We start from the raw sequence: 18,044 nt of genomic DNA, 5'->3' as shown, positions 1-18,044 counted from the left end.
AGCATGGTATAAAACCATTCATACTATCAAAAAACTATTGAATACTATTATAGATGTTAGAATTCAATAAACGATATTACTATTGAATAAGACTATGAATAATGTTTAGCCCAGAAAAAATATTATCTGGATAAATTTAAGGTATTATAAAATTGATAATAACAATTCTCGTAAAAGAGGTTATTAGGTTTAAAGATTAATAATAAATTTAGGTAAATAACAATTTAAAATTAGTTATCACATTTCATTTAACTTTATGTTAGAGGATCTTTAAGAATCGTCCCTATTTCTAGAGGTTTTCTTTGATTACAAGTGCAATATAAACACTTAAATAATAGTGTTAGATATAAATAATGATAAATAAAAATTAACGATTTAACAGATAGAAACCCGTTTCATTTGCACTTCAATGTTTAATTTTGTTAGAATTAAAACATATAATATAAAATCACTTAAACAACCGTTTGATGTATATGTTAATTAAAGTTACAAAAAAGTAATATGTTTAACATTTAACATTAATTTAACAAGGCAATAAATCCACTTTAGAACTTCATTATATTTCTTTTCTGTTTTCAACTTAAAACCGTAGTTATTTTAGAGTTATATGAAAGGGAATAATCATAATAATGTTAGGTCATAAAAAAAGACCACAACATTTCCATTGTGGTCTCTTAATATTTTAAGGATTCTTTCTATTAATAAAGAATTCTGAATTTAATGGTATGATCAATTTTCTTCATATCTTCAAGAAGTTCATGTTGATATGATTGATCGATATCCGTAATTACATAACCAATATCTTCGTTTGTTTTAAGGTATTGACCCAAGATGTTACAACCTCTATTTGCAAAAACGTTGTTCATCTGTGCAAGGATACCTGATTTGTTTTGGTGAATATGTAATAATCTATGACCACTTTCCAATCTAGGCAATTGAACATTAGGGAAGTTCACACTGTTGAATGAACTACCTGTATTTACATATTCAATCATTTTTGAAGGAACGAAATCAGCGATATTCTCTTGTGCTTCTAAAGTACTACCACCAATGTGTGGAGTAAGAATCAAATTGTCAATATTCTTAACAGGAGCATCGAACGTGTCGTTATTATTCTTAGGCTCTACTGGGAATACATCGATAGCCGCACCAGCTAAGTGATTTGATTCTAATGCTTCTTGAAGTGCTTCAAGTTCAACTACTGGTCCTCTTGCAAGGTTAACAAGAATAGCACCTTTTTTCATTTTCTGAATGTGCTCTCTTTTAAAGAACATTTTGTTCTCAGGTCTACCATCTACGTGAAGTGATACCACATCAGAAATTTCTAACAATTTATCGAGGCTAGATAATTTCGTTGCATTACCCAATCCAAGCTTTTCAACTACATCGTAATAGTAAACGTCCATACCCATTGATTCAGCAAGAATAGACAACTGAGATCCGATATTACCATAACCGATAATACCTAGTTTCTTACCTCTAACCTCAAAAGATCCACCGGCAGACTTACTCCACTCTCCTCTATCCATCTGACGCATTCTTTTTGGTATTTGTCTCATCAACATGATGATTTCACCAATCGCCATTTCTACTACAGATCTTGTATTACTATAAGGAGCATTGAATACACAAACGCCATGTTCAGTACAAGCGTCTAAATCAATTTGATTTGTTCCGATACAGAATGCACCGACGATCATTAAACGATCAGCAGCTTCCACTACTTTACGAGTTAACATCGTTTTAGAACGGATACCTAAGATGTGAACACCTTTGATTTTCTCACAAAGTTCATCCTCATCAAGTGCTCCTCCTAAAAGTTCTACTTGATATCCTTCTTGAATAAGTCTCTCCTTAGCATCCTGATGGATATTTTCTAAAAGAAGTACTTTTATTTTACTTTTTGGAAATGATGTTGCCATAGGGTGTTTGATAGTGAAAAGTATTTCATCAAAACTATTGGCTTCGACATCTGCTTTAGCCAATACTTTTTCTCTTTTTATATTTTCTGTAAAAGCAAAGAATGTTTTAGCATATCCTGCTTCTCTAATTTCATAGTCAGTATATCCGTCGCCAATTACTACCACCTCGCCCTCAAGCGAAAGTTCTTTCATCAGCTTTACTTTACCTTTGTGTTCTGATAAAGGATTGGAAGCATCAAAACCGGTTACTTCATCTTTATCGTTGTAAGTAAAAGTGTTGGCGTAAATATTTTCCTCCTTAATTCCGTATTCAGTAACAACAGGAGTAATAAAGTCTTTAAAGCCACTAGATACGATTAAAACATTATCAGTCTCGTTGGAGAAAAATGCTTTATTTCTTTTTACCGATTCTGATACTAATTCTTTTAGCTCATTCGATAATTGAGTAACGTCTTTTTTTGTGGCCTCTAATAAAGCCAATCTTTGTTCTAAAGCCTCTCTGAACGACAGTTCTCCGGCCATTGCTTGATCTGTAAGGTCTTTAATTTTTTTCCCTACAATTTCTTTTTTATCTGTACCTTCATATAAAATATCACTTAGCACGTCTAATGCCTCTACTTTTGTGAAAGTACTGTCGAAGTCTATTACAAAAAATGTTTTGTCAGCCATGATCTTATTATCTGTCTTAGGTTGTTCCAATCGCAAAATCAAAAATATTACTTAATGACGACATTTTCATAATATTTAATGATTTATTGTAAAATTAGCAATAAATTAATCTAATCGATTAACATTTTGTAGTAAATAAAAAAATAAACATAAGATTTAGTTAGCAATTAGTGTATCTTTTACTCTCTTTGGAAGTTTATCAAATACTAGTTGATAGGAATGATCTATCCAAACTAAAATTTCATTATCCTCCATATCAGCATTGACATCAATGGTGTTCCAATGTTTTTTATTTAGGTGATATCCTCCCCGAACACATGCATACGTCTCTCTAAGCTCCAATGCTTTTTCGGGATCACACTTTAAACTTACACTTTCAAACAAGTCCACATTTGTCAGTGCAAATATCTTTCCTGCTACTTTAAAAACTATTGTGGTTTCATCGAATGGAAATTCTTCTGTCACTCCATTTTTTGAAAGACAGTGATTTCTAAAATCTTCAATATTCATGGCTAAATCTAATTGTTTAATCATTTAAAAATCAAATATATTTTTAATGTACTGAACAACAAAAATTTAGACAATTGCAATGATAAATTAATCCTTAAAATATTCAAAAATACCTATCAGTTCCTTTAATTTGCATTTAATTTTACTAACACTTGAACTCTAATTTTTTTTGACCACTCATTACTGTATTTATTTATCAATGATTACTTTTTATTATACTCATAATCAAATACTTTCAAATCGGTAATTAGTGTTGTTTTAAAATTATTTGTTTAAACAAACACTAAACTAAAACAATTCATCTTTACAAGTGTTAATGAATTGGACTAAAGCAAAACACGATGAAACAAAGTTTTCTAACATTATTCAGCATTTTTATCATCTCCTCATCATTATTCGCTCAAAATGGCATTGTTAGAGGTAAGGTGACTGAGGTACCAAAAAATGAGACCGTACCTTACGCTACTGTAGTTATTCAAGGAACAACAAAAGGAGCTACAACAGATGATAACGGTAACTATGAAATTAAAGGTTTAGAACCAGGTTTATATAACCTTGTAGTCAATTACGTTGGTTACGCTCCTGCATCACAAGAAGTAGAAGTCACCAACTCTAGACCTGCACAGGTCAATTTTCAATTAAAACCTTCCACTCAAGAACTAAACGAAGTGGAAGTTGTGGCCAATGGCTTTTACAAATCTGACGAAAGTCCTGTATCTGTTCAGCGTATTGGTGTAACAGAAGTAAAGAGAGCTCCTGGTGCCAATAGAGACATTTCAAGAGTTTTACAATCACTTCCTGGTGTAGCATCTACGGCTTCATTTAGAAACGATATATTAATTAGAGGTGGTGCACCTAACGAAAATCGCTTTTACTTGGATGGAATTGAAATTCCTAACATCAACCACTTTGCTACACAAGGAGCATCAGGTGGTCCGGTTGGAATGATCAACGTTGATTTTATCGAAAATGTAGAATTCTATTCTGGTGCCTATCCATCAGGTCGTGGAAATGCCTTATCATCAGTGATGGAATTTTCACAAAAAGACGGAAGAACAGATCAGCATACAACTAACTTAATTTTAGGAACATCGGATGTTGGTATTACATTCGAGGGACCTGTAACTGATAAATCATCAATTATTGTATCAGCGAGACAATCTTATTTACAAGCCTTGTTTAGTGTATTGGGATTACCATTCTTGCCTACTTACAATGACTTCCAATTAAAGTATAAATACGACATCAATCAAAGAAACAAAATATCAATCATAGGATTAGGTGCTATCGACCAATTTAAATTGGCAGATTCACCTGGCGAACCAACAGATGAAGATTACGAGCAAAACGTTTATACTTTAAATAATTTACCTGAACAAAATCAGTGGAATTATACTATCGGGGCGAAATACGAACATTTTAGAGACAACTCAACATTTACTTTTGTAGCTTCTCGAAATATGTTAACCAACAATCAGTTCAAACATCCTGGCAACGATAGAAATCAAGCAAAAATTTACGATTACAACTCAACCGAAGCAGAAAATAAATTTAGATTAGAGGGTGTAACGTTCACAAATAATGGATTCACATTCTCATACGGTGTGAATTATGAATACGCTACATATACCAATAAAACTTTCCAGACTTTATATGATTATGATGACGATCAGTTAAAGACCATTACTTTTGATAGTAATCTTCCTTTAAATAAATGGGGAGCGTTTGGTACAGTTTCAAAGAAATTAGCAAGTGATAAAGTCACATTATCATTAGGAGCAAGAGTAGACGCGAATGATTACTCAGATACTATGGGTAATTTATTAGATCAGTTCTCTCCTAGATTTTCAGCTTCATATCAGTTCACTCCAAGATGGAGTTTAAACTTCAATACAGGTATCTATTATCAGTTACCGACTTATACCACGCTTGGATATAAAGAAGATGGCAAATTTGTCAACAAAGAAAATGACTTAACCTATATCCGAAACAAACAATTAGTGGGTGGTTTAGAATATAAAATCCCTGAAAAGAACTTGAAATTCACTGTTGAGGGATTCCAAAAATTATACGATCAATATCCATACTCAATTAATAACCAAATCTCTTTGGCCAATTTAGGTGCTGATTTTGGTGTAATTGGTTCTGAAGCAGTAACAAGTACTTCTTTGGGTAGATCAAGAGGTGTTGAATTCTTGGCTCAGCAAAAATTCTATAAAGGATTCTATGGTATCTTAGCTTATACATATGTACAATCAGAGTTTACCAATGCAGATCCAAATGTATATGCACCTTCTTCTTGGGATAGTAGAAACATTGTATCTTTAACTGGTGGTAAAAAACTAAAAAGAAACTGGGAAATCGGAGCTAGATGGTTATACTCTGGAGGTACTCCTTATACTCCATACGATGTTGACGCATCTATGGACAGACAAGTCTGGGATGCAGAGCGTAGAGGAGTTAGAGATTACTCACAGATCAATACGTTACGTTTAGATGCACAACATCAATTAGATGTTAGAGTTGACAAACATTACTATTTCAATAAGTGGAGTATCAATTTCTTCTTGGATATCCAAAACATTTATAATTATAAGTCGAAAGGTCAGCCAATATTGACTACAGAAATTGATCAAATGGGTAATCCTGTAGTAGATCCTAACGACCCAAGCAAATACGTTCCGAAGTTTATTGAAACAACGAACGGTTTATTACAACCTTCAATCGGAATCATTGTAGAATTATAATATTTCAAAAAAAACAATCATTTTCCCTTACTTCTCGTAAATAAAGAGGTAAGGGTTTGTTTTTTTCTAAATTCTACATTTATTTTGAAATCGCATACCATTTACATCTTCTAAAGACGTAAGTGTTTATAAAGAAGAGGCAAGAGACTAGGCTCAAAGACCCTCTAGCAACCATCATAAATAATGAAAAGGTGCTACATCCTAGCCTAAATTTTTAGGAACTATAAGCAAATATCGGAACGTGATGAAGATGCCTTCTGTACTACTTATCCAATCTTTGTATCCTTGATTTAGGCTTTATTTGAAGTCTTTTTTTGTGTCTCATTTATTTCATTCGTAATCAAGAGCAATAAATGCAACAGCATTATTATACATACAAAGAAAAATTTGATCTAGAATTTGGGGAAAGTTTAGAAGGGTTCACTCTTTCATATTACACCTACGGTCAGTTAAACCAAGACAAAAGCAATGTCATTTGGGTATGTCATGCCCTTACTGGTAATGCCGATGTTTTTGACTGGTGGAATGGACTTTTTGGAGAAGACGCTATCTTCAACCCCAAGGATCACTTTATTATATGTGTAAATGTTTTAGGATCATGTTATGGTTCGACAGGACCTACATCCATAAACCCTAAAACCAATGAGCCTTTTTATGGTTCATTTCCAAATATTTCGATTAGAGACATTGTCAATTCTTTAAATATTCTAAGAGATCACTTAGGCATTAAATCAATTAATACCTTGATCGGAGGATCTTTAGGCGGACAACAAGCTTTAGAATGGGCAGTGATGCATCCCAAAATGATGGAAAACCTTATTATATGTGCAACAAACTCTAAACATTCTGCTTGGGGAATAGCATTTAATGAAGCACAAAGAATGTCCATTGAAGCTGACCCTACTTGGGGAGATAAAAGTAATGACGCCGGAGTGAATGGTCTAAAGGCTGCCAGAGCTATTGCTATGTTATCTTACAGAAACTACAGCACTTACGAAGAAACTCAATCTGAAAAGGACGTTAATAAAGTTGATAATTACAGAGCATCTACTTATCAACAATATCAGGGAGATAAATTAACTAAAAGATTTAATGCATATTCTTATTGGACTTTATCTAAAACTATGGACAGTCATCATTTAGGAAGAAACCGCAAATCTTTAGAAGAGGCGCTTCAAAGTATTCAAGCATACACACAGGTAATTGGCATTACTAGTGATGTCTTATTCCCTGTATCTGAGCAACGTTTTATTACGCAACATATCCCGAATGTTACCTATGAAGAAATCACTTCTCTTTATGGTCACGATGGATTTTTGGTGGAGACTTATAAAATTGCTGCTGCAATCAGAGCTTTTTTCAAACAAAAAAATAAAAAAAGAGTAGTCTTATAATTTTAGGCACACATTTTGATTTTGTATTGGCGTATATCCGTTTGGATAATGTATGTCTATAATGAACATCAAATAACATGAAAAATATTACTAAAAGACTCTTATCCGCAAGTGCATTATTATTGTTAGGAGTTTTCGCTTTTTCTTGCTCTAACAAATATGGCAATGCATCATCTTCTTATTTCAAAAAAGAAAGAAAGAAATATGAAGTAATGGATCAACATGCAGACTGTCCTCAATTGGTAAAATCAAGAAGATAATTTCTTCAAAAAATCATATTTCAATCCTTTTTTCGTAACTTCATGAAAAAAGGATTTTTATTATTTCTACCAATTATAGATTTTTTAATCTTCTACTACCAATTATTATGCAACGTGAGATTGAAATTGCAGAGCTGCGAAGGCTTACCCAATATTTAGACGATAATTTTGATTATGATTTCAAAAATTACGCAATGTCTTCGTTTACTAGAAGAGTTCGCCGAGTTGTTGAGTTGTATAAGTTTTCATCCGTAGATGCATTAATTAAAAGGTTTAAAGATAAACCTGAGTTTTTTCAAGAATTTGTTTCTGAGATTACTGTTAATGTAACAGAGATGTTTAGAGACCCTACTTTTTGGATTTCCTTAAGAGACGAAATCATTCCTGAGGTCTTAAATGAACATGATAAAATAAGTATTTGGCACGCAGGGTGTTCTTCTGGTGAAGAGGTTATTTCTATGTGTATACTACTAAAAGAAGCAAACGCTCTTGATAAAGCTACTATTATTGCAACAGACATTGATAAGTCTATAATTCAAAGAGCAAAAAAAGCAGCTATTAGTGCAAAGAATATGGAATTGAATCAATCCAATTACGAACGCTATGGTGGTAAGGCTGCATTATTAGATTATTTTATTGAAAGAGATGGGTTTTATTATGTAAACCCTGACTTATTGGATAGAGTATCGTTTAGAGTACAGGATTTAGTCAAAGGTAATCCTTTCTCTAAATTCGATTTAATTCTTTGTAGAAATGTTATGATTTACTTTAATCAAACACTTCAAAACGAAGTACTGAAAAAGCTTCATAACAGTTTATTCAAATATGGCAATCTAGCAATAGGATCTAAAGAGTCACTTATATGGTGTGATATTGCCAATAAATTTGTCGTTGTAAACAACGAGGAGAAAATTTACAAAAAAATAAAAGAATAATTCCTCTATGCTATTCAATGTAGATAAATCCGTTTTTGAGAAAACCTACAAGGGTATCGTTATAGGGGGCTCTGCTGGTAGCTTTAAGCCAATCACCCAATTATTGGCCGACTTACCAAAAGATTTTCCAATTCCTATATTTTTATGCTTACATAGATTAAAACATGTAAGACACGGATTTATTGAAGCATTATCTATCCGCAGTAAAAAACAGATTATTGAACCACAGGATAAAGAAACTATCCGACCAGGGATGGTATATTTAGCACCTGCGAACTACCATATGTGTATAGAATTAGGAAATTCTATTTCTCTTTCTACTGAGGGATTGATCAATAATTCTAGACCATCTATAGATCTGACTTTTCATACAGCGGCCTACACATTTAAAGAAAAAATGATAGGTATTTTGTACTCTGGAGCAAACAAAGATGGAGCAGAGGGCATGAAATCTGTCAAAGACAAAGGTGGTTATACAATAATTCAAGATCCTGATGAAAGTCTTATGGCGACAATGCCTCAATCGGCACAAGCTATAACAGACATCGATTTATGCCTTGAATCAGAAAAAATTAAAAATTTTCTACTACGTTTATACAAGGCTCAGCAAAAATAAACGTTAGTAAATAAAATCTTGTGTAATATTTTCAAGCAACCTTCTTAGCATTTTGAAAACAACGCAGAAAAAAACAAATATTCGAAGAAAAGGGTCGAGATCAGATATCCGACGATATGGCATTATCATTAGTGGTATTTTAGCAGTGCTATTTACAGCTATAATATTTCTAGAAATGAGGTTTCCAAATATCTTATCACTAGTAGGAATTTTGGACACGAAGCAATTCAATAGAGAAACCTATTTACTTTCTATTCGATTCCTCGATCTTACTTTTATATCTGCTTGTATTTACTTTATCTTTGACAAATCTAAACCTTTCAATATTTATTTAGGTATCGTTTTCTTATTCATGTGTATTTATTCTATTTGGGATATTCATGAGTTACCGAATTTAATATTAACGAGCTTAGAAATTACTGATGATAAAATCATTGGTCAAATAAGAGAAGTTGCTAATCCAACATATTATACATTAGGCTTTACATTTGCCATTTTATTCTTTTTCTTATTCCGTTTGATTTCAGACTTGATGAAAGATCCTGAAGATCAAATCATCTACGTTCCTAAGTATTACAACAAGGAAAATCAAGAAAGTGAAGAAGAAAGAAAAGATGCTATCCAAGAACGCTCTCAACTTATTCGCAATAATATTCATGCAGCTATTGTAGATAGTAATGATGCAGCTGATAAAGATCAGAAGTTACTAAATGCTATTTGTAAAGAATTTAATGTAAGCACTGGTATTTATTATAAACTAAAAGAAATTGAAGGCGAATCAATATTAGAATATGCAAGAGGGTTTGCATTCTTTCTTCCTGATAACGATAAACTATCCTATCAATTAGGAGAAGGTCTACCTGGACAAGTTGCCAAAACCAAATCATCTATCATTACTAATAATGTTCCTGAAAAATACATTAATGTTGTATCAGGCTTAGGAGATGCTTCTCCTCAATCGTTAATGATCTCCCCTATTATTGACTCAGAACATGACTTAGTGGGTGTTGTTGAATTAGCATCTTTCAAGAGTTTTTCACCTGATGACAGAGAGATTCTTGACAAAGTAACCATATGGTTCACAGAAGATAATTAATAAGAAAAGCAGAAAATCTATTTATATATGTTCTTTCAAGATTTAAAGATACGTACTAAGATCACGATAATTATGCTTATGGTTGTTACCATTACCGTAGCAATTATCAGTTTTCTTTCTTATATACAAACAGAAGATTCCGTAGAAAGGCGTTACTCTGAAACTTTTGATGTTATCAGTACATTAAAATCTGAACAAATTGATCAGAAGTTTAAATTACTCGAGCAAAACCTAAAGTATATATCTAAATCTGCTCTGATTGTTTCTTCTACGACTAAATTAAAGTACTTATTCAAAACTAAATCAAGTGCATATAAGGATTCCACTTATTACGCTATAAAAAGAACGTTAGATAACGATTTATTCCCAAAACAAATCGTTAACGGATACTCTAATATTATTATTTCTGATGATAGAGGTAGTGTTTTATATACCAGTTATACTTTCCCTGCATCAGTAATTGTAGGTGATAGAAATAAAACATTTGAAAAAATCATCAAAAAGGCGAAAACAAAAACATATTTCTCCGAACCTTTTAACACAGAAAAAGGGGTGCATATGTATATTGTCTCACCTAGAATGAAATCAAGATATGGTGAATTAGGTCACGTTATCATCTTATACTCCCTGCAAAAAAACATCTATCCTATCGTTGAAAATAGAACTGGACTTGGTGACACAGGAGAAATTCTATTGTCTAGAATGTCTGAAGGTGCAGCAAAGAATGTAACAATTATTTCCCCATTAAAAAGTAGCCAAAATCTCCTCACAGAAGTAATTAGTGAAGGTGACCCTAAAAACATAGCTATACAAAAAGCAGCTAAAGGTGATTCCAAAGACTTCGGTTATGATATTGACTGGAGAGGAAAGAAAACAATCTCTTATTGGAACTACATTCCAACGACTAAATGGGGTTTGGTGGTAAAGATTGATTATGATGAAATCAAAAGTGGTCTAAATGGATTGATATTAACCTTTGTCTACACAGCCATTATTATCATTTTGATTGTAATGCTTGTAGCAGTTACCTTCTCTAAGTTCCTTACATCCCCGATTATTCGATTAAAAAATAGACTAAACTATATCGCCAAAGGTATCCTACCTCACGAAGTATCTGATGATATCCAAAATGATGAAATTGGAGAGATGCAAATGGCCGTTCAGGAGGTAGTCAATGGTATGAAACGTACCGCTAACTTTTCGGAACAAATTGGTGATGGTAATTATGATGCCGTTTATTCTGCCTTATCAGAAGATGATACGTTAGGTAATGCCTTAATCTCTATGAGAGACAGTATTCAAAAGGCAGAAAAAAGAGATTATGAACGTAACTGGATTATTACGGGTGAAGCTGAAATTGGTCAAATTCTTCGAACGCATAATGACTTGATTGCTTTAGGTGATGAAGTTATTGCATACACCACTGAAAAAATTAATGCTGTTCAAGGTGCTTTTTATGTTGTTGAGGGCGCTACAGATGAATTATCGATTGACAAACAAACTATTGAGTTAGTTAGTACATATGCCTATAACAAGAAACGTTTCCTTAAAAAGCAATTCAAATTTGCAGAAGGTCTTGTTGGTCAGGCTGCAATTGAAATGGAAATGATTTTAAGAACTGAGATTCCAAGTGATTATCTTTCAATCACTTCAGGACTTTTAGGTGAGAAAAAACCTAGATCGGTACTTATCATGCCTTTGATTGCCAACGAAAAAGTATATGGTTTATTGGAGTTTGCTTCTTTAGACAACTTCTCTCCTATGACATTGGAGTTTGTGAAAGAAATTTCTCAAATCATAGCAAGAACAATATTCAACATTAAGATTAACGAGAGAACAGTAAGGCTACTGAAAGAATCTCAACAGATGTCTTCAGAACTTTCTGTACAACAAGAAATCCTTCGTCAGAATGCTGAAGAAATGGAGTCTACTCAAGAAGAACTTCAAAGAACTAACCATCGTCTGGAGGAACAAGTTGAGGAAGTGAAGCACTCACAAAATAGATTACAATCCTTATTAGAAAACGCTTCTGAGGTGATTACAATTTTTGATAAAGACTCAAAAATTAAGTTCGTATCTCCTTCATCAAAACACATCTTAGGATACAAACCTCAAGATCTAATTGATACTTCATACCTTTCTAATTTGCACAAAGACAGTTTAGATCACGTAAAAGAATTCATCAACAATCTTGTCGAATCTGAAGGACGTCAAACATTTAGTTTAGAATATAGATATAAACTACAGGATGGACGATATATTTGGTTGGAAGCGACCGGTATTAATTTAACGGATGATCCTGCAGTTGAAGGTATTGTAATTAACGCACAAGATATTACAGAGAGAAAGCAAGCTGAAGTGGAACGTAGAATGAGAACACAAATGCAGGCACTTTCTGAAAACTCACTTGACTTAATTCAACGACTAAACGCTGAAGGTCACATCTTCTATACAAACCCAACAATCGAAGATTACACTGGGTTAGCAGCAGAATTATTTACAGGTCAGCAAATTGACAATACAAGTCTACCAGAAAATATTATTCAGCTTTGGAAGGAGATGTTGATAGAAGTATCTTCAACTTCAGAAAAGTGTACTAAAGAAGTTGAATTCCCTACGAATCAAGGGACACGTTTCATGACAGTAACGGCCATTCCAGAGTTTAATGACGAAAAGGAATTTGAAAGTGCTTTATTCGTATCTCACGATATCACAGAAAGAAAGAAAGTCGAACTGGAGATCTTATTGAAGAATAAGAAAATTACAGAGTCGATTAACTATGCAAAACGTATTCAAGGAGCTATCATCCCTAATACTGAGCACATTAAGAAAGATCTAAACGATTGCTTTATATTCTACAAGCCTAGAGATGTAGTATCTGGCGATTTCCCTTGGTATTATAAAAAAGGCAAAGACATCTACATAGCAGCTGTTGACTGTACAGGTCATGGTGTACCAGGAGCATTGATTTCATTAATTGGTTACTTCCTACTTAATGATATTGTTTCTAGTAACGAAGACATCGAACCTGGAGAAGTCCTTAATAAATTACACGAGGGTGTGACCAAAACATTACGTCAAGATTCGAATAGCAGTACCAGAGATGGAATGGATATTGCTCTATCAAAAATTGACTTAGAATCCAAAACTGTACAATATGCTGGAGCTCACCGTCCGCTTTATGTGTATAAATCTAGTAATAAAGAGTTTACACAAATCAAAGGCGATAAATTCCCAGTAGGCGGTGAATACAAAACGAGAACTTCGTTTAGTACTCATCAGCTCGATTTAGAACAAGGAGATGAAATCTTCATGTTCTCAGACGGTTACCCTGACCAATTTGGAGGTGAGGAGAACCGTAAGTTTGGAGCTAAACGTATAAGAGAGCTAATTGTCAATACTGATCATTCTTCAATGGAAGACATTGCTACGACTTTTAGTAACACATTTGAAAACTGGAAAGGCAATTTCAAGCAGACAGATGACGTTATAATGATAGGTATTGGATTCTAACAATATTACTTGTTAGTTGACAAGGTTTGATTATATTTGAAAATATTTTTTTTATAAATCGCTTTTGATCAATCAAAAGTGGTATCAGTATCACAGCTGAAGCAAATAGTGTTCGGAAATATGAAATACATCTACGAACTTCATAGGACAATGTTAGATAAAGATCTTATCCTTATTTATGAAGGGGAGATCACCCAAGACATTACTAAATCTGTTCTTTCTATGGCTGAAAGAAACATGGACTCTTACGGCGAACAATCTAAGATCAAAAGAAAAGTGTTTAACGTAATGGTTGAATGTCTTCAAAATATCAGTAAATACGCTGTGCCTATGGAGGAAACTTCAGACAAGAAAAACAGTGCCGTATTCATGATTGGCAAGGAAGATAATTCTTACTTTATCACATCAGGCAACCCCATTTTATCCAGAAATGTTAAGGATATTGCAGGAAGATTAGAAAAAATTAATGACCTTGATAAAGACGGTCTTAAGAATTTATATAAAGACATTATCAAAAATGGTAAGATTTCTGCCAAAGGAGGTGCAGGTCTTGGCTTTATTGATATGGCTAGAAAATCTGGCGAGAAACTTCGCTTTGATTTTGAACCCATCAATGATGAGTTCACATTTTTTTCTCTTAAAACGACAATTCCAAGAAAACTAAAATAGCTTTTATACATGAAAGTCCTAAATCTAGCAGGAACAGAAGATACACCGAAGGTAGTCCTTGATAAAGAAAATGAAATTTTTGAAATATCAGGAAGGTCCCTCCCAGAAGATTCAGCAGAATTTTTTGCCCCTATTTTAAGTTGGATTGATGAGTATGCTGAAGAAAATAATAGTGAGACTAAGTTTTTATTCAAACTAGAATATTTCAATACAGCCTCTTCAAAATTAATCCTTGATATCTTATCTAAACTTGAAGAAGTAGAAGGCGTTACAGTTGTCTGGTATTATCATGAAGATGATGAAGATATGCAGGAAGCGGGAGAAGAATTTGAAGAATTAGTAGAATTAGAGTTCGAATTCGAGACTTACTAAAAAAGTATCACGAATTATAAACACTTGATTTTTAGACACAAATCAAGTGTTTTTTTATTTATTAGAAGAAATAATCCTTATTATACAATATTTGTTATCACTTTTGCATTAATAATGTGTATGCTTTTTGCTAATACACTATATTATTTTTTAGGGATACTGAATATCCGCACTACGACGGCTATCTATGAGTGAAGAAATATTAAAAGCACTGACTCAACTATTTGCCATCATCTCTACACAAGGTGAAGGAACTACTGATACGGAAAGAAACTTTGTAATAAAATTTCTTAATACGGAACTTGAGAAAAGTTCAGTAGAAGAATACATCAAGTTATATGATGGATTAGTTGAAGAGGAAGAAGAAAAAATAAAAAAGAGAATAGAGAAGGAGAACAAGAAACGTGAGAAAAAAGGAGAACCATTAATCTCTAATTTAACTGACGGTGTTTCTGTTCTGAATTCTGTAAGAACTCTATCTATTTGTCGTAAGATCAATAAGACTCTTGATCAAAAGCAAAAGGCTATTGTATTAGTTAAATTGCTTGAGATTGTTTCTATTGATGAGAATTCTTATACGCCACAACGTATGGACATTATCCATACTGTTGCTGATGTATTTAATATTCCTTCCGCAGAATACAAAACACTAGAACGATTCGTCATAGAGCAGCACTCTTCGAAAATTGATAATGAAGATATTCTTATTTTCGACGATGAAATGCCACCTGAGGGTAGTAAAATCAAATTTATTGATTCAGGCCTTTTAGATGGAGAAATCATTTTCATAAGAATGAGAAGCGTTGGTCTATATTTTACAAAATATACAGGTGTTGAATCAGTATATTTAAATGGACAGCTTGTTACAAAAGACAGTGTTTATCTATTCTCTCCAGGCAGTATCTTTAAAACTCCTAAAGGAGCACCACTTTATTATTCTGATTTAGTAAACAAATACAACTCAGGCGAAATTGGCGGTAATATTTCTTTTGTAGCTGAAGATATCGAATATAAATTCCCTAATGGTCAGCTTGGTTTAAGAGATATCAACTTTGGAGAAAACACTGGTCAATTAGTAGGTATTATGGGTGCTTCAGGTGCTGGTAAGACTACTCTATTGAACGTTCTTGCAGGTTTAGAAAAACCATCTTCAGGTGAAGTAAGAATCAATGGATATAATATCCATACTGAAAAAGAAAATATTGAAGGAGTTATTGGTTACATTGCTCAAGATGATTTATTGATTGAGGAATTAACGGTATTCCAAAACTTATATTACAATGCTAAGTTGTGTTTTAAAGACATGACCGAGCAAGAACTTACTGCTAAAGTAAATGAGGTATTAAGTAGTTTAGGTCTTGACCGAATTGCTCACCTTGTTGTTGGTAATGTTCTAAACAAAAAAATATCAGGTGGTCAGAGAAAGCGTCTAAATATAGCATTAGAACTTATCCGTGAGCCTGCAGTAATGTTTGTTGATGAGCCTACATCTGGACTATCATCAAGAGACTCTGAAAACGTAATTGACCTTTTAAAAGAATTATCTCTTAAAGGAAAATTAATTTTTGTAGTTATTCACCAACCATCATCAGACATTTACAAGATGTTTGATAAAATGTGGTTACTTGATACTGGTGGATATCCTGTATTCTATGGCAACCCGATTGAAGCTATTACACACTTTAAAGGTGTCGTAGGACAAGTAGATAGTGATCAAGGGCAATGTAATACCTGTGGTAATGTCAATCCAGAACAATTATTCAATATCATTGAAGCTCAGGTGGTAGATGAATATGGTGAATTCACCAATAAGAGAAAATCACAACCTGAAGATTGGCATAGAATCTATCAATCGAATTTCAAAAAACCTGAAATTGAAGAAGCAAATGTTGAGCCTCCAAAAACTTTGAATATCCCTTCGAAGTTGATGCAAACAGTGATCTTCACTATCAGAGATTTCCTTTCGAAATTTAGTAATAAACAATATTTATCCATCAATTTATTAGAGGCTCCTTTCTTAGCATTATTGCTATCTTGGGTAATCTACTACATTAAAGATGGAGATACTGAATATGTTTTCAGACATAACGAAAACATCCCTCCTTATATTCTAATTGCAATTTTAGTTGCTCTATTTATGGGTATGACTGTAAGTGCGGAGGAAATAATTAAGGATAGAAAAATCAAGAAAAGGGAATCCTTCCTGAACCTCAGTAGAAGTAGTTATCTTTTCTCAAAATTGATAATTCTTTTCGGTTTTTCTGCCATACAGACACTTACGTTTGTCTTAATAGGGAATACTCTCTTAGAAGTTCATAATTTAACATGGCAATATTGGTTGGTATTATTTACTGTCTCATGTCATGCGAATTTGATTGGTCTAAATATCTCATCTGCTTTTAATTCTGCAATCACAGTATATATTTTGATCCCAATCTTATTAATTCCACAAATGATTTTAAGTGGTTTAATATTCGATTTCTCAAAGCTTAACAATACTATAAGCGAACACGGAAAAACTCCACTTATTGCGGATATTATGGCTTCACGATGGGCTTACGAAAGTTTATCTGTTGAACAATATAAAAACAATGAATTCAAGAAGCCTTTCTTTGATTTGGACATGCAATTAAGTCAAAGTAATTACAAAAGTGCTTATTGGGAACCAAGAATGGAAGAAATTCTATTCAGTGCTCAAATGAACAGTAAAAATACGAATGATAGCACTGCATTAATTCTTGCAGATGACATCAAAACATTGGTAAACGAAATAAATGCTGATAAATATTTTACTGCTCACGAAGATAAAAAGAAAGAAGCCCTTGCTTTCCTAGAAGATGGAAAAATCACTTCTCAAGAAGGTAATCAGCTTAGAAAGATCTTATACGAGTCGTCAATTTTCTATAATGATCAATTAATAAAAGCTGAAGAAGAGAGAGACAAAAGAATTTACGCAATGAAAAAAGAATTTGGCGATGACTTTAATCTCTCAAAAGCAAAAGATTTATATCACAATGATCAGTTGGAAACATTTGTGAAAAATAAAAATGTTTTAAACCGTACAGTCGTTGATAAGAATCGTATTGTTCAATTAATCGATCCTATTTACTTCGTGAAAGAGAACACATCTGGACCTTTAGATTACAGATCTCATTTATTTGCACCGGAGAAAAAAGTATTTGGCACATATATTGACACATTTACATTCAACGTGCTTATGATATGGCTAATGTCACTATTCTTATATATTACGTTATATTTTGAATGGTTGAAAAAGCTCATTGACGGAGCAGAAGTTATTTTTAGTAAACTTTTCTCTAAAGAATCATAAGTGATTTTTT

12 protein-coding genes and 1 riboswitch are annotated in these 18,044 nt (G+C 32.9%); of the genes, 10 read left to right on the top strand and 2 right to left on the bottom strand.

The genetic code is table 11. The annotated features are described in order from the left end of the window. Positions 1–698 precede the first annotated feature (698 nt). Both serA and KMW28_RS07825 read right to left on the bottom strand, forming a co-directional pair. Positions 699–2,591, bottom strand: coding sequence for a phosphoglycerate dehydrogenase (gene serA, locus KMW28_RS07830; RefSeq protein ID WP_169664695.1), 1,893 nt, complete (start codon positions 2,589–2,591; stop codon positions 699–701). Positions 2,592–2,747: 156 nt separating this feature from the next. Then, positions 2,748–3,125, bottom strand: coding sequence for an MmcQ/YjbR family DNA-binding protein (locus tag KMW28_RS07825; RefSeq protein WP_317171260.1), 378 nt, complete (start codon positions 3,123–3,125; stop codon positions 2,748–2,750). Positions 3,126–3,442: 317 nt separating this feature from the next. On the opposite strand from KMW28_RS07825, the gene KMW28_RS07820 reads away from it, so the two are divergent. The 10 genes from KMW28_RS07820 to KMW28_RS07775 all read left to right on the top strand — a co-directional run bounded on the left by KMW28_RS07820 (position 3,443) and on the right by KMW28_RS07775 (position 18,034). Further along, the gene (locus KMW28_RS07820) at positions 3,443–5,848 is read left to right on the top strand and encodes a TonB-dependent receptor (protein WP_169664696.1); all 2,406 of its coding nucleotides are present in this window, start codon (positions 3,443–3,445) and stop codon (positions 5,846–5,848) included. Positions 5,849–5,971: 123 nt separating this feature from the next. Continuing rightward, positions 5,972–6,078: riboswitch (SAM riboswitch) on the top strand. A gap of 123 nt (positions 6,079–6,201) precedes the next feature. Beyond that, positions 6,202–7,242 carry a homoserine O-acetyltransferase MetX gene (gene metX / locus KMW28_RS07815; RefSeq protein ID WP_169664697.1) on the top strand — a complete coding sequence of 347 codons (1,041 nt, stop codon included), beginning with the start codon at positions 6,202–6,204 and terminating at the stop codon, positions 7,240–7,242. 77 nt (positions 7,243–7,319) lie between these two features. Further along, positions 7,320–7,502 (top strand): hypothetical protein, encoded by a 183-nt coding sequence (locus KMW28_RS07810; protein ID WP_066208587.1) that lies wholly within the window; start codon positions 7,320–7,322, stop codon positions 7,500–7,502. A 107-nt stretch (positions 7,503–7,609) separates the two neighbouring features. Then, positions 7,610–8,437: a CheR family methyltransferase gene (locus KMW28_RS07805; protein ID WP_066208589.1), complete on the top strand. Its 828-nt coding sequence runs from the start codon at positions 7,610–7,612 to the stop codon at positions 8,435–8,437. 7 nt (positions 8,438–8,444) lie between these two features. Then, entirely contained in the window at positions 8,445–9,053 is a 609-nt protein-coding gene (locus tag KMW28_RS07800; protein ID WP_066208591.1) for a chemotaxis protein CheB, read from the top strand. 52 nt (positions 9,054–9,105) lie between these two features. Then, entirely contained in the window at positions 9,106–10,149 is a 1,044-nt protein-coding gene (locus tag KMW28_RS07795; RefSeq protein WP_066208592.1) for a GAF domain-containing protein, read from the top strand. A gap of 72 nt (positions 10,150–10,221) precedes the next feature. Next, entirely contained in the window at positions 10,222–13,662 is a 3,441-nt protein-coding gene (locus KMW28_RS07790; protein WP_240972840.1) for a PAS domain S-box protein, read from the top strand. A gap of 120 nt (positions 13,663–13,782) precedes the next feature. Beyond that, positions 13,783–14,331, top strand: a complete 549-nt coding sequence (locus tag KMW28_RS07785; RefSeq protein ID WP_066208598.1) for a SiaB family protein kinase — start codon at positions 13,783–13,785, stop codon at positions 14,329–14,331. A gap of 9 nt (positions 14,332–14,340) precedes the next feature. Next, positions 14,341–14,703, top strand: coding sequence for a DUF1987 domain-containing protein (locus tag KMW28_RS07780; RefSeq protein WP_066208600.1), 363 nt, complete (start codon positions 14,341–14,343; stop codon positions 14,701–14,703). Between the two features lie 187 nt (positions 14,704–14,890). Beyond that, positions 14,891–18,034 carry an ATP-binding cassette domain-containing protein gene (locus KMW28_RS07775; protein ID WP_169664699.1) on the top strand — a complete coding sequence of 1,048 codons (3,144 nt, stop codon included), beginning with the start codon at positions 14,891–14,893 and terminating at the stop codon, positions 18,032–18,034. The last annotated feature ends 10 nt before the right edge of the window (positions 18,035–18,044 follow it).

The organism is Flammeovirga yaeyamensis, from assembly GCF_018736045.1.
GTDB classification, from domain to species: Bacteria; Bacteroidota; Bacteroidia; order Cytophagales; family Flammeovirgaceae; genus Flammeovirga; species Flammeovirga yaeyamensis.
The sequence above is the reverse complement of the archived record's forward strand: the minus strand, read 5'-3'. Positions and strand labels throughout refer to the sequence as shown.